Source organism: Kosakonia sp. R1.Fl, assembly GCF_023516815.1.
In the GTDB taxonomy this organism is placed as follows: Bacteria; Pseudomonadota; Gammaproteobacteria; order Enterobacterales; family Enterobacteriaceae; genus Kosakonia.
Genome location: NZ_JAMGSQ010000001.1, coordinates 4,964,338 through 4,990,155 on the forward strand (window position 1 = coordinate 4,964,338; position 25,818 = coordinate 4,990,155).

22 protein-coding genes are annotated in these 25,818 nt (G+C 58.1%); 7 read left to right on the forward strand and 15 right to left on the reverse strand.

Annotated elements, in window-relative coordinates:
- Positions 1 to 52 precede the first annotated feature (52 nt).
- The 4 genes from M8Q36_RS23610 to M8Q36_RS23625 form a co-directional block, all read right to left on the reverse strand.
- Positions 53 to 1,714 (reverse strand): ShlB/FhaC/HecB family hemolysin secretion/activation protein, encoded by a 1,662-nt coding sequence (locus M8Q36_RS23610; RefSeq protein WP_249882574.1) that lies wholly within the window; start codon positions 1,712 to 1,714, stop codon positions 53 to 55.
- 100 nt (positions 1,715 to 1,814) lie between these two features.
- On the reverse strand, positions 1,815 to 5,990 hold the full coding sequence (locus tag M8Q36_RS23615; RefSeq protein WP_249882575.1) for a beta strand repeat-containing protein: 4,176 nt from the start codon (positions 5,988 to 5,990) through the stop codon (positions 1,815 to 1,817).
- Positions 5,991 to 6,268: 278 nt separating this feature from the next.
- Positions 6,269 to 7,039, reverse strand: coding sequence for a hypothetical protein (locus M8Q36_RS23620; protein ID WP_249882576.1), 771 nt, complete (start codon positions 7,037 to 7,039; stop codon positions 6,269 to 6,271).
- Between the two features lies 1 nt (position 7,040).
- Positions 7,041 to 7,238, reverse strand: a complete 198-nt coding sequence (locus M8Q36_RS23625) for a hypothetical protein (RefSeq protein WP_020456970.1) — start codon at positions 7,236 to 7,238, stop codon at positions 7,041 to 7,043.
- A 183-nt stretch (positions 7,239 to 7,421) separates the two neighbouring features.
- Here M8Q36_RS23625 and leuA point away from each other — a divergent pair, with 183 nt between their 5' ends.
- Entirely contained in the window at positions 7,422 to 9,092 is a 1,671-nt protein-coding gene (leuA, locus tag M8Q36_RS23630; RefSeq protein ID WP_249882577.1) for a 2-isopropylmalate synthase, read from the forward strand.
- On the opposite strand, the gene M8Q36_RS23635 is transcribed toward leuA, so the two are convergent.
- The 7 genes from M8Q36_RS23635 to M8Q36_RS23665 all read right to left on the reverse strand — a co-directional run bounded on the left by M8Q36_RS23635 (position 9,082) and on the right by M8Q36_RS23665 (position 16,494).
- Positions 9,082 to 9,843: an AraC family transcriptional regulator gene (locus M8Q36_RS23635; RefSeq protein ID WP_249882578.1), complete on the reverse strand. Its 762-nt coding sequence runs from the start codon at positions 9,841 to 9,843 to the stop codon at positions 9,082 to 9,084. The two genes, leuA and M8Q36_RS23635, sit on opposite strands and share 11 nt — an antisense overlap.
- Before the next feature lie 62 nt (positions 9,844 to 9,905).
- Positions 9,906 to 10,652, reverse strand: coding sequence for an IucA/IucC family C-terminal-domain containing protein (locus M8Q36_RS23640; protein WP_249882579.1), 747 nt, complete (start codon positions 10,650 to 10,652; stop codon positions 9,906 to 9,908).
- The gene (locus tag M8Q36_RS23645) at positions 10,639 to 11,433 is read right to left on the reverse strand and encodes an ABC transporter ATP-binding protein (protein WP_249882580.1); all 795 of its coding nucleotides are present in this window, start codon (positions 11,431 to 11,433) and stop codon (positions 10,639 to 10,641) included. The genes M8Q36_RS23640 and M8Q36_RS23645 overlap by 14 nt, the downstream gene beginning before the upstream one ends.
- A 15-nt stretch (positions 11,434 to 11,448) precedes the next feature.
- Positions 11,449 to 12,480, reverse strand: coding sequence for a FecCD family ABC transporter permease (locus M8Q36_RS23650; protein ID WP_249882581.1), 1,032 nt, complete (start codon positions 12,478 to 12,480; stop codon positions 11,449 to 11,451).
- Entirely contained in the window at positions 12,470 to 13,456 is a 987-nt protein-coding gene (locus M8Q36_RS23655) for a FecCD family ABC transporter permease (protein ID WP_249882582.1), read from the reverse strand. Before M8Q36_RS23655 ends, M8Q36_RS23650 begins: the two co-directional genes overlap by 11 nt.
- Positions 13,453 to 14,361, reverse strand: a complete 909-nt coding sequence (locus M8Q36_RS23660) for an ABC transporter substrate-binding protein (protein ID WP_249882583.1) — start codon at positions 14,359 to 14,361, stop codon at positions 13,453 to 13,455. Before M8Q36_RS23660 ends, M8Q36_RS23655 begins: the two co-directional genes overlap by 4 nt.
- A gap of 36 nt (positions 14,362 to 14,397) precedes the next feature.
- Positions 14,398 to 16,494 (reverse strand): TonB-dependent receptor, encoded by a 2,097-nt coding sequence (locus M8Q36_RS23665; protein WP_502825485.1) that lies wholly within the window; start codon positions 16,492 to 16,494, stop codon positions 14,398 to 14,400.
- 286 nt (positions 16,495 to 16,780) lie between these two features.
- On the opposite strand from M8Q36_RS23665, the gene M8Q36_RS23670 reads away from it, so the two are divergent.
- The 3 genes from M8Q36_RS23670 to M8Q36_RS23680 are packed head-to-tail and all read left to right on the forward strand — an operon-like array spanning position 16,781 to position 19,049.
- Positions 16,781 to 17,200 carry a DUF2231 domain-containing protein gene (locus M8Q36_RS23670; protein WP_249882584.1) on the forward strand — a complete coding sequence of 140 codons (420 nt, stop codon included), beginning with the start codon at positions 16,781 to 16,783 and terminating at the stop codon, positions 17,198 to 17,200.
- A gap of 11 nt (positions 17,201 to 17,211) precedes the next feature.
- Complete coding sequence (locus M8Q36_RS23675; RefSeq protein ID WP_249882585.1) at positions 17,212 to 18,510, forward strand: PQQ-dependent sugar dehydrogenase; 1,299 nt, start codon at positions 17,212 to 17,214, stop codon at positions 18,508 to 18,510.
- A 59-nt stretch (positions 18,511 to 18,569) separates the two neighbouring features.
- Positions 18,570 to 19,049: a tetratricopeptide repeat protein gene (locus M8Q36_RS23680; protein WP_249882586.1), complete on the forward strand. Its 480-nt coding sequence runs from the start codon at positions 18,570 to 18,572 to the stop codon at positions 19,047 to 19,049.
- A gap of 37 nt (positions 19,050 to 19,086) precedes the next feature.
- Here the strand turns inward: M8Q36_RS23680 and M8Q36_RS23685 are convergent, their stop codons facing one another.
- The 3 genes from M8Q36_RS23685 to M8Q36_RS23695 are packed head-to-tail and all read right to left on the reverse strand — an operon-like array spanning position 19,087 to position 22,069.
- Entirely contained in the window at positions 19,087 to 19,875 is a 789-nt protein-coding gene (locus tag M8Q36_RS23685; RefSeq protein WP_249882587.1) for an ABC transporter ATP-binding protein, read from the reverse strand.
- Complete coding sequence (locus tag M8Q36_RS23690; protein WP_249882845.1) at positions 19,872 to 20,900, reverse strand: FecCD family ABC transporter permease; 1,029 nt, start codon at positions 20,898 to 20,900, stop codon at positions 19,872 to 19,874. The genes M8Q36_RS23685 and M8Q36_RS23690 overlap by 4 nt, the downstream gene beginning before the upstream one ends.
- 50 nt (positions 20,901 to 20,950) lie before the next feature.
- Positions 20,951 to 22,069, reverse strand: a complete 1,119-nt coding sequence (locus M8Q36_RS23695) for an ABC transporter substrate-binding protein (RefSeq protein WP_249882588.1) — start codon at positions 22,067 to 22,069, stop codon at positions 20,951 to 20,953.
- 217 nt (positions 22,070 to 22,286) lie between these two features.
- On the opposite strand from M8Q36_RS23695, the gene M8Q36_RS23700 reads away from it, so the two are divergent.
- Together M8Q36_RS23700 and M8Q36_RS23705 are read left to right on the forward strand one after the other, a co-directional pair.
- Positions 22,287 to 22,712, forward strand: coding sequence for a hypothetical protein (locus M8Q36_RS23700; RefSeq protein ID WP_249882589.1), 426 nt, complete (start codon positions 22,287 to 22,289; stop codon positions 22,710 to 22,712).
- 91 nt (positions 22,713 to 22,803) lie between these two features.
- On the forward strand, positions 22,804 to 23,373 hold the full coding sequence (locus tag M8Q36_RS23705) for a hypothetical protein (protein WP_249882590.1): 570 nt from the start codon (positions 22,804 to 22,806) through the stop codon (positions 23,371 to 23,373).
- Between the two features lie 92 nt (positions 23,374 to 23,465).
- Here M8Q36_RS23705 and mtnA read toward each other — a convergent pair whose 3' ends face one another.
- Positions 23,466 to 24,488, reverse strand: coding sequence for an S-methyl-5-thioribose-1-phosphate isomerase (gene mtnA / locus M8Q36_RS23710; protein WP_249882591.1), 1,023 nt, complete (start codon positions 24,486 to 24,488; stop codon positions 23,466 to 23,468).
- A gap of 101 nt (positions 24,489 to 24,589) precedes the next feature.
- Here mtnA and mtnK point away from each other — a divergent pair, with 101 nt between their 5' ends.
- Entirely contained in the window at positions 24,590 to 25,789 is a 1,200-nt protein-coding gene (gene mtnK / locus M8Q36_RS23715) for an S-methyl-5-thioribose kinase (RefSeq protein WP_249882592.1), read from the forward strand.
- Positions 25,790 to 25,818 lie beyond the last annotated feature (29 nt).

Here is a 25,818-nt window from a genome sequence, read left to right on the forward strand (position 1 = left end):
AGCGGAGGGAAAGAAACCCGCACACCCGGCGGTGCGCGGGAAAGTGCGTGGCTCAGAAAAAGGTCAGCAGACTGAGGTTAAAGCGGTTGTCCTGCGATTCGCCGCTTTGATTGCCGCGCGCGTATTCCAGCGTCAACAAGGCGCTGTTCGGGCTGGCGGCCTGGCTGGCGCTCAGGCGCAAACCGGCACCGTACGCGCTACCGTGCACCTCTTTTTTCTCCAGCGCTGTCGGTTTTGCCTGGCTTACCGAACCCAGCGAACCGAAGACGTATGGCATTACCGCACTACCAAGATCGGGTGCCCAGGAGAACGCGCCCAGCGGCTGCGGTAAGCCAACTTCAGCACGCGCGGCCAGGGCGCTATCGCCGCTGACCGTGCCGGAATCAAACGCCGACAGCCAACTGCTGCCGCCAAGTGAAGCCTGCTCAGAGGACGGCAGGGCCTGGTCAAACGAGGTCTGCGCCAGGCCAGAAAGGGAGAGTTGTACTTTGCCATCCACCAGCGGCTGGCTATAGTTCATGGTCAGCTCCAGTTTCTGGAAATCGGGATCGGCACCGTTTCGGCTCATCGGCAGATCGATGGTGCCGTGGCGTGCGCCCAGACCATCGATACCAAACGAGGCCGTCAGGCTGGAGGCGAAACGCGCGTCAAAATTGGTGGTGTAATCCATCGACTGCGCCACGCGTACAATGCGCAGATGATCCTCGGTGAACGGCACGTCGTTGTTATTGAACTGCAAGTGCTGCGTTTCGTTTTGCACATCCAGCGACAGCAGAGTCGAGGTGTTGAAATCACGCGCACGCACCCAGTGGTAACCCAGGCGGGTCGACAGGCGCTGGAAATGATCGCGCGAGGTCAGCCCGCTGTCGGTTTTCGGTTTGGTGCGGCTGTCCACCCCTTCGACGTTCATCCACAAACCATCTGTGCCAAGCGGTACAACCACGCCGAGCGCCCACTGGCGGTTACGCGGCTGCGTATCCGTAAACGGGTTATCGCCGCGCGGGTAACCGTTCAGGCGCGCGTATACCTGCTCGCCAAAGCCTGTCAGGTTATTAAGCTGCCCGCCAAGCCCGAGTGAGTATTTACCCAGTTCGTCAGAAAGGCCGTTATCAAACGTTACCAGCCCGGCAACCGGATCGTAGCGGCCATCAACAATCAGAACCGTTGAGCCCGGTTTGCTGCCCGGTTTGAGGGTCGATTTCAGCATCACGCCCGGTGTGTCACCCGCCAGCAGCAAACGCCGCTCCAGCGCTTTACGGGTTAAATGTTTCTCGCCCACCAGCGGTTGCAACAGGCTTTCCACCCGGCGGCGCGCGGTATCCGGCAGCGCAGAGGCATCCACTTTTTCCACATAGCCGTCGGTAATCACCACACGCAGCGGCGCACCATCCTTGATCTGTTGCGGCGGCAGACTGACGCGCGCCAGCAAGTAACCCGCTTTGATGTAGGCGGTTTCCAGCTCCTGCGCGGCGGCAAACAAATTCGCGGCAGAGACGCGGCGACCTTTGACGCGCGATTCAATGCGCGTAGTTTCGCTCGCTAACTGCGGAAAACCGCCTTCAACCAGCAGACCGGCTGGCGTGACAAACAGTTTTTCCGCGCCGTTCGGCGCAGTAAGGCCGGTGGTGGCAGGCAGCGTAATGCCGCCGCCGGTGTGCTGCTGAACCGGCGCATAAGAAGGTTGTACCAGTTGACCGGCGCTGGGCGCCGCCATCGCGGCTCCTGCGTGTAAGCTCGCGGCGATACTCAGGCTCAGCAATGTCGGTGCTAAAAGTGAAGAGTGTGAAAATAAACGCATGAGTTATCTCTTATTTTTACTTGCCGGAGCAGGAAAGGGCCAAATCGGCGCCCATGGAACAAACCGCACCCGCCAGGCGAGGATCCGCCGTGGCGATAACCGTGTTATCCGCGCTACCAGCGCTGCTGGCATCATGGGTCACCAGCATCGTGTTACCGGTTAACTGACGCGTCACATCCTGCGCAAAGACACGGTTGCCAATGGTGGCGGCTAACGGCGTCGCTACCGGTGTTGATGTCGGCGTCGGGGTTGGCGTGCCCGGCTGGTCATTCACCACAAGCGTTCCGTCGATATAGTTGATGGTGTAATTACCCAGCCCGTTACCGGTGGCATTGGCGGCAATCACTGCGTAGCTGCCCGCAATGGCGGAGCTGTCTGCGCCGTCACTGGTGACATCCACGTGCGCGATCGCATCGCTGTTCAGCAGGCCATTTGCGCTATAGCCCAGTTGCGCGGTACTACCGACCGTTTTGCTGCCGCTATTCGCGGTGATGGTCAGCGCAGCAGGCGTGACATTCAGCGTGCCGTTGTAGCTAATAACGTAGTTGGACAAACCGCTGCCGGTGGCACCGCTACCATTGATGCCATAGCTACCAACATTAGCCGTCGCCGCTGCACCTGCGCTGCTCAGCGCCACGCCGGTCACCGTGTCGCCATTGAGCAGACCGAGCACGCTGTAATCGCTCAGGCTGATAAGGTCGCCGTAGGTTTTGCTGGCGTTGCCGGCGTTGATCACCAGTTGTGCTGGCGTCACGTTCAGCGAGCCTGCACCGTAGCTGATGGTGTAGTTCGACAAGCCGCTGCCGTTCGCATTGCTGGCGTTGATGGCATAACTGCCCACGCCTGCGGTGATGGCGGCCCCTGCGCTGTTAAGGGCGACATTCGTTACCGTATCGCCGTTTAACAAGCCCACAATGCTGTAGCCACTTAAGTTCGCCGCATCGCCGTAAACCTTACTGGCGTTATCGGCAGTGATGGTGAGCGTCGCGGGTGTGACGGTCAGATTGCCGTTGCGATAGACAACGTTGTAGTTGGCAAGCCCGGTACCCGTCACGTTGCTGCCCACGATGCTGTAGCTGCCAACGTTAGCCGTAGTGGCAAAACCCAGGCTGGTATAGGTCAAGCCGTTCACGGAGTCGCCATTGACCAGGCCTTGCGCGGAGTAGTTCACACTTCCCGGGAACTGGCCATACACTTTGCTGGCATTATCCACGTTGATGGTCAGCGTGGCTGGCGTCACCGTGGCGCCAACGCCCACAACGCTGGCTGGCTGCCCGTTGGGTTTAAGCGCGCTGACACCGGTGGTATCCAGCGCATAGCTGCCGACGTTATCGGTGCTCCTAAGCCCGTTCGTCAGGCTACCGCTGATGGCGTTCCAGAAGCCGGCACCGTAGTAAGTTGTAATCGGATTCGCGCCATAGATGGCGGTTTGCGCCACGCCAACAATGCCGGACACGCCGAACAGCGCCGGCATGGCGGAGCCAGTGGCCGGCGCCCAGGCTTTATTATCCAGCCCGATAAAACTCGCGCTGTTGTTCATTTGCGCGGTGGTTAAACCGGTGATGGCTTCCGTACCGTTCGCACCGCGCCCGATGCCTGCCGCGACGTTATCGCTGTTCCAGTAGAGGTTACTTAGCGTTCCGCTCCCGCTTTTGGAACCGACCACCCCGCCAATCGCGCTGGGTGTTGAGGTCACATTGATGGTATTGGTTGCAATGCTATTGCTGATCGTTCCGGTGTTACTGCCCGCCAGCCCGCCTGCCTGCGCGTTCAAACCGGCGTTAATCACGCCGGAGGAGTAGACGTTCGTGATACTCCCGGCGTTATTGCCTGTCAGCCCGCCGACATAACCAATCGCACCGCCCATCCCGCTGCCGGTCACGCTACCGGAAACGTAGCTTGCGCTAATCGTGCCGCCCGCCATGTTGTAGCCGGTCAGACCGCCGACATACTGCAAGCCGTTGCCGCTGGTGCCGGAGAGGTTCAGGGAGCCGTCGAAATAACTTTGCGTAATGTTTTTGCTGTTCTGCCCGACCAGTCCACCCCAGTAAGACCAGTTAGAGCTGTTCGTCGCGGTAATTGACGCCCCGGAACGGCTGTAGGAGATCTGCCCGGCGTTGTTACCCACCAGCCCGCCCATGTAGGCTGTGGCATCGGACGAGCGGGTCAATGAGCCAAGCACCGTAGAATAGGCGATAGTGCCGGTGTTGTAGGCTGCCAGCAGTCCGGCGTAGAACGGCGATGTCGAAGACGCGGTGAGCTGCGCCGAGTTCAGCCCCATGTTGCGGATGGTGCCGGTGTTATAGCCAAACAAGCCAACATAGGTATCCGCACTGTTAATGGTCAGGCTGGAGATGGTGTGCCCAAGCCCCGTAAAGATGCCGCTAAACGGCGCACTGGACGAGACGCCAACCAGTGAAGAGGTATATGTGTTGCCGATGGCAAGAATGTTTTGCGCCAGCGCGTATTTGCCCCCAAGCCCGGTGCTGTCAATGGCATCGAGATCCGCCATCGTGCGGATCAGCGTGTAATTCTGCCCGCCAATGGTCAATGAGGCATTTGCGCCGGGGATGGTTATCTGTTTGCCCGAGAGCAGCGTGTAATCTTTGCCGATGCCATAGTTCAGCGCCAGGCCCGCATTCGCTCCGGTCGCCGAGATATTACCGTTAAGAATGATGTTGCCAGCCGCCGCCAGCGTTAAGGTGGTGTCGGTCGTCCAGCCAAGGTTCGCGGCAAGCGTAATGTCGCCATTCTGGCTGCCGGTCGAACCGGTGGAGACCGTGACGTTGGCGGTCGAGAGCGCGTTTTGTAACGTGGTCACGTTAATCACGCTGTCGTCCGCGCTGGCGCTAAAGCCGGTGCCGCTGTCAGCCGCCGTGGAGATGACCACGTTATGCGGATCCAGCAGCAGATTGCCGAATTTGCCGCTTTGCGCAGAGAGATCGGTGCTGCCGGTATAGGCCAGTTTGGCTTTACCGGAGACTTCCGCTTCGCCACCTTTGCCGGTGCCCGCGCCGCGTGCGCTGATTTTACCGCTGAACGTCGTCTGGTTATCCGACCACACCACCACATCGCCGCCATTGCCCTGGGCTGTCGCATCGGCGCTGATACGGCTGGTGCTGTCGATTTGTGTGTTCGTTGCGCGTTGCGTGCTGCCTTTGCCCTGGCGTTCGCCGCCAATGTTAATGTTACCGCCGCCGGTTTTGCCGGAGGCGTCCACTTTCGCCCCCGCCAGCGTAATGTTATCGCCGGTGACAGTGATTTTCCCGCCCGCGCCGTCGCTCGATTTTGCGCTCAGCGTACCGGAAAGGGTCACATTGCCGCCTTCGCCGCCGCCAATGACGATGGAGCCGTTCTGGCCGCTGACGCTGTCGGCTTCAACCACGCCGCTCAGGTTGATGGCGTTACGCGCCGCATTGCGCGCCGTGGCAGCCGTCATCACCACCGAGCCGCCCTGTGCTGACACCGTGCCGCTATTTTGGATCAGCGCCTCTTTCATGCCGGAATTGCTTGGTACAGCGACCTGCAGGAAACCATCGCCGGAGAGATCCAGGGTGGCAGATTCCCCCGCGCCCAGCCCCACTTTGCCGACCGGGACGTTGATTAAACCGTCGTTTTTGACGTTGCCGCCAATCAATGCGGCATAGCCGCCGCGACCAACGCTTATCACGCCTGCGTTACTCACTTCAGCCGATGAACCGTTGCCGGTGAAGACGCGCTTCCCTTTGAGGAAGTCTTCATCTTTGATGTCCAGCGTCGAGGCAACAAAGCCGCCGCCGGTTTTCACCGTGCCGCCCGGCGTAATAGCAATGCCGTTCGGGTTCACCAGATAAACCTGACCATTGGCGGTTATCGAGCCGGCAATGGTGGATTTTGTTGCGCCAGTGACACGGTTAAGAATCGCGGAAGAGCTGCTCGGCTGAACGAAATCGACCGAATTGCCCTTGCCGACGGAGAAACTGTTCCAGTTAACAATCGCCGTGCTGGAGTGCTGGTTCACCGTAACAGCGGAACCATTTTGCCCAATGGAGACCTGTCCCGCTGCAACGTTCGCGCCGGTGGGCAACTCGCCCGCCAGCGCGGGGGCTGCGCAAAGGGCACTGACAAACAGCGCGATAAAACGTTTTGTAAAAACCGGTGGCGTGTTACTGCCCTGGTGCTGAGCTGAAGAACGGCAAAACGATGATGTCATGAGCATCATTCCTGTGATGGCAAGAAGAGTAATGGGGTGTTTACTCGCAAGTTGCTCTTTGCAAAGCAACGTTACATCTCTTGCAGATCAACAGGTCTGAACTGTCGCTATTGCAGAATTATGTAAATGCGCCGTAACAATATGGTTATCGTCACCTTAAGATAAATCTTTATCATTTCGGACATATCTCGTTGCATATTTTCACAAACGAAAATAAGCAATTGATTAGCAGGATATTCTGCCGGGGAGCCGTGTGCTGACCCGGCCAGTCTGCGGGGTCAATCCTGAGGTGGTACGCGGTTGATGCCCATCGCCATCACCTGTGCCGGGTCGAACAGCGACAAACTTTCCACCTGCGAGAGCAGCAGTACTTTGCGAAAATCGAGCGCCGAGCGTGGTTCTGAAGCGAGATCAATACCGTGCTTGTCGTACCAGGCGCTGTAGTTATGCTCGACATGCAGATCGAGCGTACTTTCATCGCGATAGCCGCTAAGCATGGGGATCAACACAATGTTGTTCGCATCGCCGCTATCAAAGGTAGCTGTGTGGATCATGCCAATGTAGATGCGCTGCGATTTGAGCGTGATCCACGCCAGATCGCCCTTCTCCATACACTGATAAATCAGCCCTTCCACGCCGTTGGCGCGCGAAAGGTGTTTATACAGCTCGCGGCGGCCGTTGCTGTCCAGCCTGGCGCTGCCGGACCAGTTCGAGCGCCACAGGCAAAACAGCACCGCAAAGGCGAGCATAATCACCACCGGTGCCTGGATGCCTAAAAAGCTCCAGTTCATAAAGCTCATATGCAGGTGATGCTGCTCCGGGCCAAACACCGCTGGCCATGCGTTCATCACCGCAGAGGTGATCAACAAACACAGCCACAGTAGCCCCGTCGCCAGAATCCCCTGTAACACGAAGACGCAGCCATACAGCGCCACGAGGAAGTAAACATCCCAGCCGAAGCTGCGTTTGAATTTAAAACGGGTGGAGAGATCGTGCGAGGTATACCAGTAGCCACAAACCATTAACACCATAAAGATAGCGGTTCCCATGCTACGCCCTCTTCAACGTGTCGACGTGGCGTTTGAAATCTTCCTGTACGCGCTGGCAATGAATATTCACCGAGGTATTGCCATCGGCATCAACCACAATGCGTTCGCCATCTTCAATGGCATCCTGAATGTCGTTGTGACTCATCACCTGTAACAATCGGTCCGGGCTTGCGAATAATGAATACAGCATTTTTTTCATTTCGTACCTCCGCAGCCAAGTATAGAAACCCTGCCGCGTGTATGGCGTTTTTCATCCGGATTCTTACTGCCGTACGGCTTTTCGCTCAGGTTGTCACTTTTACACAACAGGTTGTCCGTTGCGCGGGGGCGACGAATAGTCGCGGCGTGGAAACTGACACCACACCCTGCGGAGACCCAAAAAATGTTAACGACCCCTGCTGAAAAATATCAACGCCACATGCCCGTAACGCTGCGCGATCGCCGCTGGCCGGATAACACGCTGACCCGCGCGCCGCGCTGGCTCTCGACCGATTTGCGCGACGGCAACCAGGCGCTTGCCGAGCCAATGGACGCCGCGCGTAAGCTCAAATTCTGGCAATTGCTGCTCGACTGCGGCTTTAAAGAGATTGAAGTGGCGTTCCCGTCCGCCTCGCAAACGGATTTCAATTTCGTGCGCCAGTTGATTGAGGAACACCGTATTCCGGACGATGTGACCATACAGGTGTTAACCCAGGCACGGGAAGAGTTGATTACCCGCACTTTTGCTGCGCTGCAAGGCGCGAAGCGCGCCACCGTGCATCTGTATAACGCCACCGCCCCGGTGTTTCGCGAGCAGGTCTTTCGCCAGAGCCGCGAAGAGATTATCGCGCTGGCGGTAAACGCCGCGCGGCAAATCCGCAGCCTCTGTGAAAACGCGCCAGAAACTGAGTGGGTTTTCCAGTACTCGCCGGAAACTTTCTGCTTTACCGAAGCGGAGTTTGCACTGGCGATTTGCGAAGCGGTGGCCGATGTCTGGGAACCGGGCGCGACACGACCGATGATCGTTAACCTGCCCGCCACGGTGGAAGTGAGCACGCCAAATGTCTATGCTGACCAGATTGAGCATTTTTGCCGCCACTTCTCGCGCCGCGAGCAGGTGTGCATCAGTGTGCATACCCATAACGATCGCGGCACCGGGATTGCCAGTGCGGAACTGGCGCTGCTCGCCGGTGCGGAGCGCGTGGAAGGTTGCCTGTTTGGCAACGGCGAGCGCACCGGCAATGCCGACCTAGTGACGCTGGCGCTGAATCTTTATACCCAGGGCATCGCGCCGGAGCTGGATTTTAGCCAGATGAAAAAAGTGGTTGAGATCGTCGAAGAGTGCAACCAGTTGCCGGTAGCGCCGCGTCATCCTTATGCCGGAGAACTGGTGTTCACGGCCTTTTCCGGCTCCCACCAGGACGCGATTAAAAAAGGCTTTGCCGCACGGCAAAACACCCCGAATGCCTTCTGGGAAGTGCCCTATTTGCCGCTCGATCCGGCAGACATTGGCTGTAGTTATGAAGCGGTGATCCGCGTCAATAGCCAGTCAGGCAAGAGCGGCGCGGCGTGGCTGCTGGAGCAGAACCACGGCCTGAATTTACCGCGCAAACTTCAGCAGGAATTCAGCCAGTATGTGCAAAACGCGGCGGATGCGGACGGAAAAGAGATGTCGCAAATGGCTATCTGGAACCTGTTTCGCCAGTCTTACGGGCTGGTGGAACACCCGCCACTGCAACTGATTGAATATGTCTGCACCAACCAGCCGGGGCAGCGCACCACGTTACAGGCGGAGATCCTTTGCCACGACAAAAAACTCAAACTCGACGCCAGCGGCAACGGCTTTCTTTCCGCCGCCATCACCGCCCTGTGCCGCAGCTTGCAGGTGGAGATCAACATTGAGAGCTACCACGAACATACGCTCGGCAAGCACAGCGACAGCCGCTCGGTCGCCTATGTCTGCTGCGAGGATAAACACGGCGCGCGCGCCTGGGGCGTCAGTATCGATAGCGACATTACCCGTGCGTCGTTGCAGGCGGTGTTAAATGCCGCTCAGCCGTTCATTACGAAGTAAAGTAATCGCCGGGCGGTACACCCATCACCCGGCGAAACATAGCGCTGAACGCGCTGGGGTTGGCGTAGCCGCACTCCAGCGCCACCTGCGTGACCGGCTCACCCTGCGCCAGCCGGGTTAACGCCGCCAGCAAACGCGCCCGCCGTAACCATTCGCTGAACTGCAAGCCGGTCTGCTGATAGAAATGGCGCGACAAGGTGCGCCCGCTCATGTTGACCTGGCGGGCAGCATTTTCCAGCGTCCACTCACCCGCTGGATCGCACCGCACCGCGTCACAAAGCTGCCTTAACCGCGCGGAAGTGGGTTCCGGAAGGCAAAACGGCAGCGTATTCATCAGGCGGATTTCATCCAGAATCAGTTCGTAAATGCGCTCCGCACGGCTGCCAGCCTGATACGCCTGTGGCAATTCCAGCGCATTGAGAATCAAGGCGCGCAGCAAATCGCTGACCCGCACCACCTGGCAGACCACCGGTAAATCAGCCCGCGCCAGCGGTTCGACAAACACGCCGCGCGCCTGCACTTCCCCGTCAATACGCAGCGCATGAGAAACCTGCGCCGGGATCCACACGCCACGGCCTGGCGGCACAATCCACATGCCCTGCTGCGTTTCCACGCGGATCACGCCACTCAGGGTGTGGATCAGTTGATCGCACGGATGGGTATGCCAGTGCTCATGCTCCCCGTGCCGGTAATCATGGGCGTAGGGGATCACTGCGCGTTGGGAAAAATCGAGGGCGAATGTCTGTTTCACGGCGCGACCGTTGTTATGTTGCAGGGTGACATTACCTTAATCACCGCCGCGCTCGCTGTCATTTATTTCTCCCGGCACAGCGGGCAGTTATGGCAATACTCGACCGGCGTTGAGGCTTTGTAATAAAAACAGCAGGTGCGGCGAAAACGCACCATCTTGCCCGCTGCGCTCTTTTGCGCAGGCCGACGAAAGCGCCTGAGCGGATTCCAGGGCGCAGCAAACAGATCTGGCGCAGCGGCGTCCAGCAGCCAGGCGAAATCCGCCTGCTGGCGCTGCGTCTGCTGCGCGTTCAGCCCCTCCATTCGCCCCTGGTAGAGCGAGTAAACGCGCACGGCGGTGTTCTCCCATAAAATGGCTTCCGGCAGGCCGCTTACCCGCGCCAGGCTCTGCCACAACGGCGCTAAATAGTCGCGAAACAACGCGCCAACCACCGTTTCGCGCCATGCGTCGCGCTGGCCGGAAAGGTAATGCGTTACTTCAACATCCACCGGCAGCGACGAGCTCCACAGCCCGTTGTCGTGCGCATATTCCACCCGGCTGGCGTAAAGGCTTAACGGCAAGCCTTTATCAAACACGCTCATTGCGTACAGCACATTGCCGGTCGCGAGGAATGCCAGCCGTTTGGCGAGCAGCGACGCGGCAATCGCCAGATCGGGCGCGCCAATCAGCGGCATCACCCGCGCTAACAGCGCGCGACAGTTTTGTGCATCCAGCAGCGCCTGTGCCGGTACGCTGCGCGCATCGGCTTGCGAGCGCGAACGCAGACGGAAAGTGTGTTGCAGGTACGAACGCTCTTCAACCGTCAGCATCGGACGCTCCCGGAAAAGGAATGCACAACGGTGTGTGGAAGAAAGGATCGTCGATGATGCGACAGCGCAGATTAAACACCTCGTTGACCAGCGTTTCGGTCATTATTTGCTGCGGCGCGCCCTCGGCATAAACCCGCCCGTCATGGATGGCGACGAGGTGATCGGCATAGCGGCAGGCGAGGTTGAGATCGTGCAGTACCATCACAATGGTTTTGCCCTGCTGCCGGTTGAGCTGGCGCAACAGTTCAAGGATCTCAATCTGGTGCGCCAGATCGAGATAGGTGGTCGGTTCATCCAGCAAGAGTGTCTCCGTGGCCTGCGCCAGCGTCATGGCAATCCACACGCGCTGGCGCTGCCCGCCGGATAACGCATCCACCGTGCGATGCTGCAATGCGTCGGTTGCGGTCAGGCGCAGCGCGGCATTCACCTGCTGCTCATCCTCTTGCGACCACTGGCGCAGCCAGTTCTGATACGGAAAACGCCCCAGACTCACCAGTTGACGCACCGTGATACCTTCCGGCGCAACAGGCGTTTGCGGCAAAATGGCCAGCTTGCGGGCAATTTCCGCCGTATTGCTGGCGTGAATGTCCAGGCCATCGAGAATAACGGTGCCGGAATGCGGCGTCAGCAAGCGCGCCATGGCTTTAAGCAGTGTGCTTTTGCCGCAGCCGTTGCTGCCAATCAGCACCGAGACTTTCGCGCCAGGCAGGGTTAAATCCAGCGCGTTAATCACCTGCCGCTGTTGATAGCTGACGCTCAGTTTTTGCGTTGAGAGAGACACATTTTCCCCATCAAATTACGTCCGCTGCCGAATCAGCAGCCACAAAAAGAACGGCGCACCGGCCAGCGCCACAAAAATCCCTGCCGGTAAATCAGCAGGCCGGAATAGCGTTCTGGCGAACAGGTCAGCGATAACCACCATACTGCCCGCGCTACAGACGGTGACATACGCCTGGCCGAAAAAGCCATTGCGCACCACAAGCCTTGCCAGGTGCGGCGCAATCAGCCCGACAAACGCCATCGCCCCCACCTGCGCAATCGCCCCGCCGGAGAGCACCACACAACTTAGCAGTAACAGCACCCGCAGCGGCTGCACCCGTACGCCAAGGTTGATGGCCAGCGAGTCGTCCAGTTGCAGGGTTTTCAGGTAGCGCGCCAGAGACAGCAGCACCGGCAACGCCCACACATACACCGCCAGCAGGCGCAACACTTTGTCCCATGTAGCGGCATACACGCTGCCGCTCAACCATACCCAGGCGGAAAAGGTGGTGGTCAGCGGGCTGAAGACCAGCACCAGCGTCACTACCGCGCCCGCCAGCGCGGAAACACCAACGCCGGTGAGGATCAGCCGCAAGGGTGTCAAACCGCTGCGCCACGACAGCAGAAAGATCAGCCCGACGGCACAGGCCGCGCCGCCCATCGCCGCGTACGGCAAGGGCGCGCTGCCATATTGCAGGCTGAAAAAGGAGAGCCACAGCAACGCCCCGGCACTCGCCCCGGCGGTCACGCCGAGCGTATCCGGCGAAGCTAACGGGTTACGCACCAGCGTTTGCAGGATCAACCCGGCAAGCCCCAGCCCGCCACCTGCCAGCATCGCCAGCGCCACGCGCGGCAGACGCAACTGGTGCAGAATAAAGCTGTGCGCGCTGGCATCCGGCTGCACCAGCAGCCGAAGCGTTTGCGCCAGCGAGATCGCCACATCGCCAGTGTTCAGTGCCACCAGCGCGACCAGCAACGTCATCGCCGTACAGCCGAGTAATAGCGGCAATAAACGCCGGGAGTAGTGGCGGGAAAATGGCCCGCAGCGCAAAAGTTGACTATCCGGCATGGTTCCCCCTGCGTTGCGCCAGCAGGATAAAAAACGGCGCGCCCATCAGTGCGGTCATCACCCCGACCGGCAGCTCCTGGGGCAAAATAACCACCCGCGCGGCAATATCTGCGGCCAGTAGCAGTAACGCGCCGAGCAGCGCGCAGGCCGGAAGCGTATAGCGCAGGTCGCTGCCAAATAACTGGCGCGCCATATGCGGCACCATCAGGCCGACAAAACCGACATTTCCCGCCAGCGCCACGGCGCAACCCGCCAGCCCTACTACCAGCATGCTCGCCAGCAGACGCACCAGCGCGATGTTCAGCCCCAGCCCACGGGCAATCTCTTCTCCGGCGTTGAGCACGTTCATCTGCCCGGCGAAAAAGCAGGCGGCAATCACCAGCAGCGCACCGGGGAGCAGCATCGGGTAGACGAGCTGTACGTCATTGCCCGCAAGGCTACCGGCCAGCCAGAACAACATGGTGTCGAGACTTTCCTGATCGATAACAAGAATGGCCTGGGTAAAGGCATTGCACAGCGCGGTGATCGCCACCCCCGCCAGCACCAGCCGCAGCGGATTAAGCTGCCCGTTGCTGACTTTACTGGCAAACCACACCAGCGTGCTGGTGGCGCAGGCACCGCTAAAGGCCAGCAGCAGCGTGATCCACGGATCGCCGATGGCAAAAAAACTGCCCGTCAGCACAATTAACAGCGCCGCGCCCGCATTGACACCAAACAACCCCGGGGAGGCCAGCGGATTGCGGGTCAAGGCCTGCATCAACGCCCCCGCCACGGCGAGAAACGCGCCAACGCCAACAGCCAGCATTGTACGCGGCAGGCGCGAGGTGCGAATAATGATATCCACCGCGCTGGTGGGATCGGCATGCAGCAGCGCCTGCGTCAGTTGGGTGAGTGAATAAAACCGCGCGCCGGTCATCATGCTGAGCAACATCAGCATTACCAGCAGCAGGCCGCCGAGCAGAAAACGCCCGCTCATACGCGCCCCCGGTTGAGCGCCTGTTCAACATCACGGAGGATCTGGTTGGCGCCAAGAATGCCGCCAGATAAGCTCCACGGCACGCTATCCACTTCCCACAGTTGCCGCGTTTTCACCGCGCGCAGTTGCTGCCACAGCGGGTGCGCGGTGAGGGTGTGGTACTGGCGGGTGATGGCCGGGCTGTTGGCCCGCAGCAAAATAAAAAACAGATCGGCATCCAGCAGCGGAATATTTTCCATGCTGGAAAAGCGCAACGACGCGCTGTGCGCCTTCATGGTCTGCGCATTCCAGGCAAATCCCACTTCAGACATCACCGAGCCGGGAAAGCTGTTCGCCACATAGCTGCGAATGTGATCGGGGCGCACTTCAATTACCGACACCTGCGGCGCACGCTGCCCGACAAAACGTTGTTGCAGCAGGCTGCGCAGCGTGGCGATACGCGCATCCCAGCGCTCAAGGAGTTGCGCGGCGGCGTTTGTCAGGGCCAGTTTTTGCGCCACCACCGTCAGCGTTTTTTTGAATTCAAAGACATCGTCGAGCAGCGTAACAGGTGCGATTTTCGCCATCAGCGGCGCGACATCCTGATGGCGAAAGCGGGAAGCGAAAATGATATCGGGTTGCAGCAGCGCGATTTTTTCCAGCGCAGGCTGCGTCTCCAGCCCCAGTTGCGGCACGCCGGAAAGCTGCGGGCGCAAATAGCGATACACCGGTTTTTCCGCCCAGGATTCAACAATGCCGCAGGGCGTAACGCCCAGCGCGGCCAGGCTGTCGGTGGCCCCCTGAAACAGAGAAACCGCGCGCGGTACGCCGGGTTTGGCAAACAGCAATGGTGAGACACTGCACAACAGTAGCGCCTGTAAGCTGCGTCGGCGCGAAAGAGAGAAAGCGAGTTCGTTTTTCATCATCCACTCAAACCGCCCCGCTAACCGGGGCGGTGACACTCAAAAATCGAGACTGTAGCCCAGCGTCGCGGTGCGACCCCGACCGGCGAAATAGCGATCCGGATCGACTGACGCGCTTTGCGAATAGTAGGTGATGTACTGTTTATTCAGTAGGTTAGAAACCCCAAGGCTCACCTGCCCGTACGGCAGCTTGTAGCCGACCGCCGCATCCACTAGCGCATAACCGGAAAAGTCTTTTTCCGCATCGTCGAATGTCTTGCTGAGCGCCCAGTTGGCTTGCAGGAAGGTGCTCAGTTGCGCATTCCAGTTTGCCGACCAGCTGGCGATGATGCGATCCGGGGCGATATTTAAGCCATCGAGTTTCGCATCCAGGCTGCCGTTGTCATCGCTGTCGTAACGACCGCGCATGTGTGACCACGACACGGTGAATTTGTGATCGGCATTCGGGCTGTAACCGGCGCTCACTTCTACACCGTCAATCTCGGTCTTTTCGCGACGGGCGACAAACGCGTCGTTGACGAGTTCAACGCGGCTGCCGAGCTTCGAGGTGGACTGGTAGTAGCTGGCTTCGAAATCAAACGGCGCGTGTTGTACGCGAAAACCGATTTCGCTGTTTTTGGTGACGATCGGTTTCAGACCGTTGTAATCATCCAGTTTGATGCCCGGCGTGTCGATGCCGCGCAGCACGCGTCCGACATCCGGCACGGTAAACCCTTCGCTGTAGCTGGCAAACAGGCTTAACGGTTCAATCGGTGTCCAGACCACACCGGCGTTATACAGCGTCTGGTCGAACGATGGCGTGCCACCTTCCACGGTTACCCGGTCGTTGGCCCACACGGTTTGATAACTGTCGATATTCAGCCGGGCGTATTCATAGCGCACGCCGCCGCTTAATTTCACCGATTCAACTGGCGTGTATTCCAGTTGCAGGAATGGTGACAGATCGGTGTAGTTAATTTCCGGCACGTAGGTGCGCCCGGTGGCCCATAAATCCTGTTTCGAATTATCAAACAGGGTATCGAAACCCACCGTCGCTTTTATGCGGTCATCCCAGAGATCGTCTTTGGTGAGCGCGATTTTGCTGCCGTACTTATCGGTATACGCACGGCTCTGGTCGTACAACGTGCCAATGGGAGCAATAGCCGGATCCTGGAACGACGAGGAATTGGTCGCGCCGAACAGCGCTTCATAACGCTGATAATAGGCCAGCGCCGTCAGCTTCATACCTGCCAGATTGTAATTATCGTAGGTAGCGCCGACCGTCCACACATCGTTGTGCGGCGCGCTGCCCGGCGGGTTACCTTTTTTCGAGGTGGTTAATACACCCTCATCGCGATCGCCTCGCACGCTGACATAGTTGTCTTTGTTTTTCAGTCGGTAACGGTTAAGGCTCAACTGTACGCGCTGATCGTTATCCAGCCAGTAACCCACTTTCGCCAGCAGATCCCAGGCACGGGAGTCCATCAAATCGCCCTGCGTGTTATCCACACCAATCGCGTGGTTGTCGGCGTCTTTAAACAGGCCCTGATCTTCATAGCTCAGGGCGAACAGGTAATCGATGTACTCTTCGCTGCCGTTGATGCTGTAGTTGGTTTTATAGGAAAGCGTATCGCGGTTAAATTCCGCGGTGGGCGTGGTGGTTTCCACGCTGACATGCTGGTTGACGGTGCCCGGTTTCGCGCGTTTGGTGATGATGTTGATCACCCCGCCCGTCGCGCCGACGCCGTTGCTGGCGTTCGCCCCTTTGATCACCTCAATGCGCTCGATCATCGAAGCGTCGATGGTGTGCATTTCGCGCCCGGTCGGGCGCAGCGGGTTTGATTGCGGTATCCCGTCAATCATCACCAGCGGTGTGCGCCCGCGCAGCGTTTCGCCACTGCCGGACATTTTCTGCCGTGACGGTGAAAACGACGGCAGCAGATTGCTGAGGATCTGCGAGGTATCGGAGGTGATTTGCCGCTGCTGGGCAATCTCTTTTTCGCTGATGACTTTGATGACCTGCGGGGAATCATTACGCGAACCGTCGGTGCGGGTGGCGGTCACAATCAGTTCATCATCGCTGTTTTTCGCATCCTGCGCATAAAGTGGCGAGGCGAAAAGCAGAGCCATCGCGCCGTACAAAGGGGAAACTCTCATCTAAACAACCCTCAATTTTTATTATTCCCCACCGTTTGCGGGGATGATTCCGTAACAAAATCAAATGACAACAATAAGAAACATTTTGATACCGATTATCATTATCGATAAAAGAATGTAAAGTGAATGTTTTCCAGGCGAAATTGAGACGCGCAGGAATAGCGCGACGTGAGTGGAACAAACGCAACACATAAGCAAAATTAATTAAATTTTGTGTAAGCGGTCTACCCTTTAACAAGCAGATCCTGTGGCTTATCCCGCTTGTTTCCACCAAAAGGAAAGACCAATGCAAACACTCTCCGGGTCATCGCGCGCGACGCTTGCGCTTTACGAACTCTTTAACCCGCTCCCCACCGGCTTTTTTGTGGCAGCGTGGATCTTCGATATTCTGTACCTCAAAACCTTTCAAATCATGTGGACCGACGCGGCAAGCTGGCTTATCGCCATCGGTTTGTTGATTGCCATCCTTCCCCGGCTTATCAACCTTGTGCAGGTTTGGGTAACGCAGCGCCACAGCGTTACAAACGCGGAAAAAATCCATTTCTGGCTCTGGCTGCTGGCAATTGTGCTGGCGATTTTTAACGCCTTTGTACACAGCCGGGATGCTTACGCGGTGGTACCGCTTGGCGTGATCCTCTCAACGGCGGTGGTGATTTTGCTGCTGATTGCCCATCTTCAACTCGCCCTGCGCACGCGTGTCCAGTAAGGAAACAAACCATGAATATGCCTCATCGCTTACTGACCGTTGCCGCGCTCACCGCCCTGCTCACCGCCTGCGATCAGGGAGCAAACATAGACCCGATGAAGCAGGTTGGCCCCGAGCCGGAGCTACCTAAAGCGCAGAATTTCCTGTTACCGCCGATGCAGGTGCCGGAAGGCGTGGCGTGGAAAGCGGGCGAAACACCAAAAGTGCCAGCGGGGTTAAAAATTGAAAAAGTGGCGGATGGCTTGCTGCATCCGCGCCAGCTGTACGTTTTGCCGAATAACGACATTCTGGTCGCCGAAGCCAATGCCCCGGAAAAACCGACCACGCGCCCGAAACAGCTGATTATGGGTCTGGTGCAAAAAGCCTCCGGCAAAGGCGGCCCCGGCGGTAACCGCATCACGTTGTTGCGTAACGCTGGAGGCACATGGCAAAAGCACACGTTTATTGAAAACCTGCACTCACCGTTTGGCATGCAATTGATTGGAAATACCTTGTGGGTCGCCAATGCCGACAGTCTGGTAAAATTCCCGTATCAACAAGGAGAAACCACCCTCAACGCGCCGGGAGAAACCGTCACCGAACTGCCCGGTGGGCCAATTAACCATCACTGGACGAAATCCCTGCTCGCCAGCCCCGACGGCAGCAAACTCTATGTGGGCGTGGGTTCCAACAGCAATATCACCGAAAACGGCATCGGCGCGGAGTATCGCCGCGCAGCGGTGCTGGAAGTGGATGCCGCCACCGGTGCAAGCCGCATTTATGCCAGCGGGCTGCGTAACCCGACCGGGCTGCAATGGGAGCCAGAAAGCGGTGCGTTATGGGCGATCGTCAACGAACGCGATGAAATCGGATCCGATCTGGTGCCGGACTACATGACATCGGTAAAAGAGAAGGGTTTCTACGGCTGGCCATATAGCTACTTTGGGCAGCACGTGGACGAGCGCGTCAAACCACCGCGCCCGGACTTAGTGTCGCAGGCCATCAAACCGGATTACGCGCTTAGCTCGCACGTCGCCCCACTTGGCTTGTTATTCTATACCGGCGACAACATGCCGCAGTATCGCGGCGGCGCGTTTATCAGCGAGCACGGAAGCTGGAACCGGAAGCCGCTCAATGGCTACCAGGTGGTGTGGGTGAAATTTGCCAACGGCAAACCGGTTGGACAACCGCAACCGGTGGTGACCGGTTTTCTTACCGATGACCAGAAACAGGTGCGCGGGCTACCGGTCGGGCTGGCGATGGATAAACAAGGCGGCGTGCTGATTGCCGACGATGCCGGTAACGCTATCTGGCGAATCAGCGCGCGCTAATCTTGTCGCTGCCTGTCGCCTGCTTTATAACGTTCAGACACGCTTAATGGATGAAAACGATGGATAGCAGATTGCAGGCAGCGATTGCGCTGCGCAAACAGGGTCAACACGATAAAAGCCGTCAGGCGCTGCAAGCGCTGGCAGAAGAGCCTGCGCTGCGTGCGCAGGCGTTGCTCAATATCGCCTGGTCGTATGATAACGAAGGCAAAGAGCGCGACGCCGAGCCTCACTACATGGCAGCGCTCGAAGCGGGATTACGCGGTGAAGACAAGTTCGACGCGCAGTTCGGCCTGGCGTCAACGTGGCGCTGTCTTGGCAAATACGCACAGGCGAAAAGCTTGTTTGAAGAGATCATGGCAAGCTGGCCGCAGGCCACCGAAGTGCGGCCATTTTATGCTTTGTGTCTGCACAATCTTGGCGAATACGACAACGCCATTGCCGTGCTGCTGGCGTCGATTATTCAGCATCCCGACGCCCGCACCGAACCCTATAAAGCCGTGCTGCACCACTACGCGCAGCACCCGCGTCAACGCTGGTGACGGTTTACCTTTTGCCGCACTGGACAGCGCGTTGAGGCTAGCTTGCCTGCTGGGTTAAACCGTCAATAATCACCTGCTTCATCCCCTGCGAGCAGGGTTCCACGCGCCCGCGTACACCGTAGACCTGCGCCAGGCTTTCCGGCGTTATCACCTCGCCCGGCACGCCGTTCGCCACTAACTCACCTTGCTTCAGGATCAGCACATGGTCGCCGTGGCGCAGCGCGATATTGATATCGTGCACCACCACCACGGTGACGATATTGCGGCTGCGCGTTTCCCGCTTCACCAGATCCATCACATGGAACTGGTAGTTGAGATCCAGCGCGCTGAGTGGCTCATCGAGCAACAGCAGTGAAGGCTGGCGGATCAGCGATTGCGCCAGCCCGACTAGCTGTTTCTGCCCGCCGGAGAGCTGGTCGAGGTAGTGCAGCGCCAGATGCTCGATACCGAGCTGGCGCAGGAGCGACATCACTTCCGCCTGCTTTGCCGCGCTGTGTAAGCCGCCGGAAGCACGTTGTGCGACGATAATCGACTCCAGCACATGCAAATGAACGCCCGCTGGCAGCGATTGCGGCAGATAGACGACCTGCTCGGCGCGTTTTGCAAACGGCTGGCTGAGCACGTCTTCGCCATCCAGCAGCAATTCCCCTTGCGCCTTGTTCAGCCCGGCCATTGCCCGCAGCAGCGTCGATTTGCCGCTGCCGTTTGGCCCAAGCAGAATCGTCACGTTGCCGCGCGGCAAATGGGAAATATTGAGATCGCGAATAATCTGTCGCTTGTGATAGCCCGCGCCAAAACCGCGCAGGCTCAGGCCGCTCTGGCTCATACACTCCCCCGGTGGCGCACAATGATGGTGATAAAGAACGGCACGCCAACCAGCGAGGTGACAATGCCCACCGGAATAATTACCCCGTCGATCAGGTTCTTGGAAACGATAGAAGCCAGCGATAACACCAGCGCGCCAATCAACGCGCTACCGGGCAGATAAAAACGGTGATCCTCGCCAAACACCATGCGGGCGATATGCGGAGCGACCAGGCCGATAAAACCAATCGGCCCGACAAACGCCACCGACAGCGCTGACAAAATACTGATGCGCAAAAGCGTCGCCAGCCGCAGACGACGCACGTTAATGCCAAAACTTATCGCCCGATCTTCGCCGAGGCGCAGCGACGTCAGCTTCCACGAGCTGAGCATCGACAGCGGCATGATCACCGCCAGCGCCAGCAGCAAAATGCCGAGTTTCTCCCATGACGCGCGGGCAATACTACCCATGGTCCAGAACACCAGCCCCTGCAGCGTGTCTTCGTTGGCGATAAATTGCAGCATCGACACCAGCGCGTTAAAGGTAAACACCAGCGCGATACCGAACAACACCACGCCCGACGTCGCCACCTGCGTCCAGCGGGTGATGCCGTCCAGCAACAGCGCCGCCAGCAGCGCGAAGATAAACGCGTTCGCCGAGATAAACCACTGTGCCGGAACACCGGGAATGCCGATGCCAAGCACAATCGCTAATGCCGCACCAAACGCCGCCGCCGACGACACGCCCAGCGTAAACGGGCTCGCCAGCGGGTTGTTGAGGATGGTCTGCATCTCCGCGCCCGCCAGCCCCAGCGTCAGCCCAACAATGATTGCCATCAGCGCGTACGGCATGCGGATATCCCAGACGATCACCCGCGTTCCGGCATCGGCGCTCGCCGGGTCAACCAGCGTTTGCCACAGCGTATCCAGCGGCAAACCGGAGGGGCCGAGGGTGAAATCCAGCAGCATTGAGGCGGCAATGAACACCACCAGCAGCGCCAGCAAACTGACGCGGCGGCGAAGGATCACGCGGTAATTGAGCATCAGGCTGTCCGCAGCCGTTTCCTGCCTCTGCTCGCTTGTTTCCAGCGTGGTACTCATTTGCCCTGCTGCCAGCTATAGACGAAGTTGTTATCCGGCAGTGTGGTGAAGTTTTTGATGATGTGATGGTAGGTCGCATCCGGGTTCAAATCCGCAAACGCCTGCGGATAGATATCTTTCGCCAGATATTCCATGCCGACAATGTTGTACGGATGGTTATAGAAGTGGTGGTAAACGCCATACACACGTTTGGCGCTGACCGCCGGGATCTGCGCGACACCGGTGCGTTGCAGCAGCACCTGCGCCTGTTTATTGACCTCATCTTGTGAGACGTTCAGCCCGAGCGGCAGTACCTGGCTGTTGCCCCGTTTAGAGCCGGTCATGATATAGACATCCGGGTTGGCGCTGATGATTTTCTCCAGCGAGATAAACCCGGTTGCGCCCGGCAGCAGTTCAGAGCCGAGGTTCTTCGCGCCGACCGCTTCAACCAGCCCGCCCCAACCGCTGTGCCCGTGGGTAAAGCAACAGCTATCCGCGTTACCGGCCAGCGCTTCGACGAATACTTTCGGTTTTGGGTTGATGGCGGCGGTTTTCTGCTCAATCGCCGCCAGTTGCTGACGATAATAGGAGGTGTAGGCCGCCGCGTTGCTTTCGCGGTTAATCACTTTACCCAGCAGATCGATACTCGGCGCGGTGTCTTTTGCCGGGTTCACTTCATAATCAACAAACAGCACCGGAATGTGCAGCGCGGTCAGTTTAGCCAGCACGCCGCTATCGGCCAGCGCCGGTTTCGCGCGCAACTGCGCAATCATCAGATCCGGCTGTTTCGCCAGCACACTTTCCAGATCAACATTGCCTTTATCGCTAAAACCCATGTCCATAATGCGGGTCGCTTCCGGCCACTGGGTTTTCAGCATTTCCCAGGTGGCAATGTCCTGTTTTTTCGCCAGATTATTCCACGCCACCAGCCGTTTAAACGGATTGTCGCGATCCAGCAGCGCCATCGTCATGATGTCACGCCCGTCCTGCAAAATAATGCGTTGCGGTTCGTGTTCAATGGTCACTTTGCGGCCATCGAAATCGGTTACGGTGAGAGGATATTGCGTGGCGTGCGCCAGAATGGGAACAGCGAGTAAAGCGGAGAGCACGAACGTAAAGATTGATTTCCCTTGCATAAAAAAACAACCCTGCAGATAGTCAGATATTAATGATTTTGATAATTATTATCATGTCAAAATAAACGAAACATATACAACATCAAAAAATAGGCTGACCGCAACCCCGCGTTAACATCCTGACTCGTTTTCTCTTTTGCTGACATCGTTTCTTACGGATTTTCACCGCCGCGATGGATTACCTTCGTGCTTTGCCAAAAACCTGCGGAAACCGCCGATGAAATACTCCCTGCTTTTATTGCTGATAACCTTTATTTCCAGCGTGCGGGCGGATGATGCCGTCCGACTTCACTGCCCGACACGCGGCAACCTGACGGTCTCTTTTTTTAACTACAACCTGATAACCATGAAGTGGAGCGACCATTTCCAGGTCGCGGCGGGCAAAGAGCGCAGCAAAACCAAAGCGGGCGTCCCGTTCTGGAGCACCACGTTTGGTAACGGCGACAACTTAGCCTTTTTCCCGGATTCCGGTCAGTACTATCTGTTTTATGCCGGCGCGAATGCGCCTGAGCAGTGCAGCGAGCTGGGCAGTTTTGTCTATCCGGTGATCACCCCGCCGCGCTATGACAAAAACGCCGCGGCGCCGCAAAGCCAGGCCAGCACCATTGATAAGGATGTGATTTTGCTGCACCCGGCGACCTGAATTTCCCCTACCCAATCCAGTAGCCTCCCTTTGTGACACGCCGCAAGGCGTGTATGCTGCCAGCGCCGCTGCGGCATACAGGGAGGTCATCATGCAAAAATTCATTATGTTGATAGTTATCGTGCTGCTTTCGGGCTGCGCGACGACGTCGCCAATGCCGAAATGGGACAAAATCACTGAACTTGAAGTGCGCCAGGATCGCATCACCGCCTATTCCGACCATTACGCCTACAACTTCATCCGTAACGATCCCCGTGCTGATGCCTACGCCCGGTACGCTGAGTTTTATCAGGAGTTTGCCAGCCATGTTCCCGGCGTTGCCGTTAACTTTGTGGTGAAAGATAAAAAGGTGACGGCTGAGTACAAAGCGCTGGTTGACGCCTCCGGGCTCAGTGCCGCGCAAATTGAGCGCCTGCGTTATCACTATGGCGCAAACATTATTGAACCGAATAAAAAGCTGGTGGTGACCTTCAGAGCGCAGGGGGATGTGGTCTATATTCTGCAACACCCGCCCGGCCCCGACACCCGTATGCTGGAAAAACCGGTGACCGTGACAATTAACGACACCACCGAACAGAACGTCTCGTGGGTGGCCCCCTTACTGATCCCCGCGTTTCCGTTAATTATGATCTACGGCTGCGCCACCGGGCCCTGTGTGTGATCGGCACGGTTGATCACATAAGTCACCGCCATCTGACAAGCAGACGGCGGTGTTGAGGCCGGATAACGTTTATCCGGTCTGTCGGTTTACGCTTAGCGTGGCTGGAATATCCCGTTAGCCACATCGGCAGGTGTCACCACGCCGCTGTCGAGTACCCAGCCGCTGATGAGCGCCGCCGGTGTGACATCAAATGCCGGGTTGTAAACCCGCGCGTTTTCCGGCGCCCAGTTCACTGCGCCAAAACTCCCGGCCACCCCGGTCACCTCTGCGGCAGCGCGCTGCTCAATGGGTATGGCATCACCGTTCGGGCAGTGCGGGTCGAGCGTGGTTTGCGGCGCAGCCACATAAAACGGCACGTGGTGGAATTTCGCCAGTACCGCCAGCGAATAGGTACCGATTTTGTTCGCCACATCGCCATTGGCGGCAATGCGATCGGCGCCAACCCATACCGCATCCACCTGCCCTTTCGCCATCAGGCTGGCGGCCATCGAATCAGTAATTAACTGATACGGCACGCCCAGCTCACCCAGTTCCCAGGCGGTCAAACGCCCTCCCTGCAACAGAGGACGGGTTTCATCCACCCACACATTTGCCACGTTGCCCTGCTGATGAGCGAACGCAATGACTCCCAGCGCCGTGCCGACACCCGCCGTCGCCAGCCCACCGGTGTTGCAGTGGGTCAGCAAGCGGCTGCCCGGCGTCACCAGCGCGCTACCGGCCACCGCAATGTTGCCGCACAGTTGTTTGTCTTCATCGATAAGCCGCAGCGCTTCGGCGGTTAACGCCGCCACAAAATGCTCCTGCGTGAGCGCCTGTTTCATGCGATCAAGGTTATTCATCAGGTTCACCGCCGTTGGGCGCGCCGCGCGCAACGTTTCCAGCGCCTGCGCCAGTTGGTCGCGGTTTGCGCCCTGTTCTGCCAGCAGCGCCAGCAATAAGCTGGCAGAAAGGCCAATCAACGGCGCGCCGCGCACCCGTAGGGCATGAATATGGCCGACAAGATCCTCTACCGTGCTGGCCGGTAACCATTGTTTCTGCTGCGGTAAGGCCTGTTGGTCGAGAATAAATAATTGATTGTCGGCGACTCGCAGGCTGGTGGTCTGTAATGGCTGCATTGCGTTAAATCCCTGTTGCGTTGTTGTAGCGTATTGTGTCAGGATGACGTTCGGATGTATAGACGTCTAAATGGCTTTATTAGCAAAAGAGGATCGAGGCAATGTCGCAATACCGTACCTTCTCCGCCCGCGATGCCGTGGCGTATGCACAACAATTTGGCGGTCTGGACAACCCGTCCGAACTGGTGGACGCGCAGGAGGTGGGCGACGGTAACCTCAATCTGGTGTTCAAAATTTTCGATACCCAGGGTGTGAGCCGCATTATTGTCAAACAGGCGCTGCCCTATGTGCGCTGCGTGGGTGAATCCTGGCCGTTAACGCTTGATCGCGCCCGGCTGGAAGCGCAAACGCTGGTCGAACATTACCAGCACAGCCCGCAGCATACGGTAAAAATCCACCACTTCGACCCGCAACTGGCGGTGATGGTGATGGAAGATCTCTCCGATCATAAAATCTGGCGCGGCGAGCTCATTAACAATGTGTTTTACCCGCAAGCGGCTGCGCAACTGGGCGAATACCTGGCGCAGGTGCTGTTTCACACCAGTGATTTTTACCTCCATCCACATGACAAAAAAGCGCAGGTCGCACAGTTCATTAACCCGGAAATGTGCGAAATCACTGAAGATCTGTTCTTCAACGATCCCTACCAGGTCCATGAGCGCAACAACTACCCGGCTGCGCTGGAAACGGAGGTCGCCGCCCTGCGCGATGACGCGCAACTGAAACTGGCGGTGGCGGCGTTAAAGCACCGCTTCTTCTCTCACGCCGAAGCACTGCTGCACGGCGATATTCACAGCGGCTCGATTTTTGTCGCCGACGGTAGCCTGAAGGCGATTGACGCCGAGTTTGGTTACTTTGGCCCCATCGGTTTTGATATCGGCACCGCCATCGGCAACCTGCTGCTCAACTACTGCGGTTTACCAGGCCATCTGGGCATTCGCGATGCGGCCAGCGCGCGTGAACAGCGTCTGGCCGATATTCAAACCCTATGGACCACCTTTGCCGAACGCTTCCAGGCGCTGGCGAGCGAGAAAACCCGCGACGCGGCGTTAGCACAACCGGGCTATGCCAGCGCTTTCCTGAAAAAAGTATGGACCGACGCAATCGGTTTTTGCGGCACGGAGCTGATTCGCCGCAGCGTTGGGCTTTCACACGTCGCCGATATCGACACCATCAACGATGAAGAAATGCGCCACGCCTGCCTGCGCCACGCCATCACGCTCGGTAAAGCGCTGATTGTCATCGCCGAGCGCATTGAGAACGTCGATGAGCTGATTGCCCGCGTGCGCCAGTACAGCTAACGCAGCCCTCTCCCCCTGTCGGGGGAGAG

What these genes read in the sequence shown, in the direction of transcription:
- leuA (WP_249882577.1), top strand. Translation starts at nt 7,422, where the DNA reads ATGTTAACGACCCCTGCTGAAAAATATCAACGCCACATGCCCGTAACG.
- M8Q36_RS23640 (WP_249882579.1), bottom strand. Translation starts at nt 10,652, where the DNA reads ATGCTGACGGTTGAAGAGCGTTCGTACCTGCAACACACTTTCCGTCTG.
- M8Q36_RS23670 (WP_249882584.1), top strand. Translation starts at nt 16,781, where the DNA reads ATGCAAACACTCTCCGGGTCATCGCGCGCGACGCTTGCGCTTTACGAA.
- M8Q36_RS23700 (WP_249882589.1), top strand. Translation starts at nt 22,287, where the DNA reads ATGAAATACTCCCTGCTTTTATTGCTGATAACCTTTATTTCCAGCGTG.
- M8Q36_RS23655 (WP_249882582.1), bottom strand. Translation starts at nt 13,456, where the DNA reads ATGAGCGGGCGTTTTCTGCTCGGCGGCCTGCTGCTGGTAATGCTGATG.
- M8Q36_RS23615 (WP_249882575.1), bottom strand. Translation starts at nt 5,990, where the DNA reads ATGACATCATCGTTTTGCCGTTCTTCAGCTCAGCACCAGGGCAGTAAC.
- M8Q36_RS23650 (WP_249882581.1), bottom strand. Translation starts at nt 12,480, where the DNA reads ATGCCGGATAGTCAACTTTTGCGCTGCGGGCCATTTTCCCGCCACTAC.
- M8Q36_RS23705 (WP_249882590.1), top strand. Translation starts at nt 22,804, where the DNA reads ATGCAAAAATTCATTATGTTGATAGTTATCGTGCTGCTTTCGGGCTGC.
- M8Q36_RS23695 (WP_249882588.1), bottom strand. Translation starts at nt 22,069, where the DNA reads ATGCAAGGGAAATCAATCTTTACGTTCGTGCTCTCCGCTTTACTCGCT.
- mtnA (WP_249882591.1), bottom strand. Translation starts at nt 24,488, where the DNA reads ATGCAGCCATTACAGACCACCAGCCTGCGAGTCGCCGACAATCAATTA.
- M8Q36_RS23660 (WP_249882583.1), bottom strand. Translation starts at nt 14,361, where the DNA reads ATGATGAAAAACGAACTCGCTTTCTCTCTTTCGCGCCGACGCAGCTTA.
- M8Q36_RS23610 (WP_249882574.1), bottom strand. Translation starts at nt 1,714, where the DNA reads ATGGCGGCGCCCAGCGCCGGTCAACTGGTACAACCTTCTTATGCGCCG.
- M8Q36_RS23665 (WP_502825485.1), bottom strand. Translation starts at nt 16,494, where the DNA reads ATGAGAGTTTCCCCTTTGTACGGCGCGATGGCTCTGCTTTTCGCCTCG.
- M8Q36_RS23685 (WP_249882587.1), bottom strand. Translation starts at nt 19,875, where the DNA reads ATGAGCCAGAGCGGCCTGAGCCTGCGCGGTTTTGGCGCGGGCTATCAC.
- M8Q36_RS23680 (WP_249882586.1), top strand. Translation starts at nt 18,570, where the DNA reads ATGGATAGCAGATTGCAGGCAGCGATTGCGCTGCGCAAACAGGGTCAA.
- M8Q36_RS23625 (WP_020456970.1), bottom strand. Translation starts at nt 7,238, where the DNA reads ATGAAAAAAATGCTGTATTCATTATTCGCAAGCCCGGACCGATTGTTA.
- mtnK (WP_249882592.1), top strand. Translation starts at nt 24,590, where the DNA reads ATGTCGCAATACCGTACCTTCTCCGCCCGCGATGCCGTGGCGTATGCA.
- M8Q36_RS23675 (WP_249882585.1), top strand. Translation starts at nt 17,212, where the DNA reads ATGAATATGCCTCATCGCTTACTGACCGTTGCCGCGCTCACCGCCCTG.
- M8Q36_RS23620 (WP_249882576.1), bottom strand. Translation starts at nt 7,039, where the DNA reads ATGGGAACCGCTATCTTTATGGTGTTAATGGTTTGTGGCTACTGGTAT.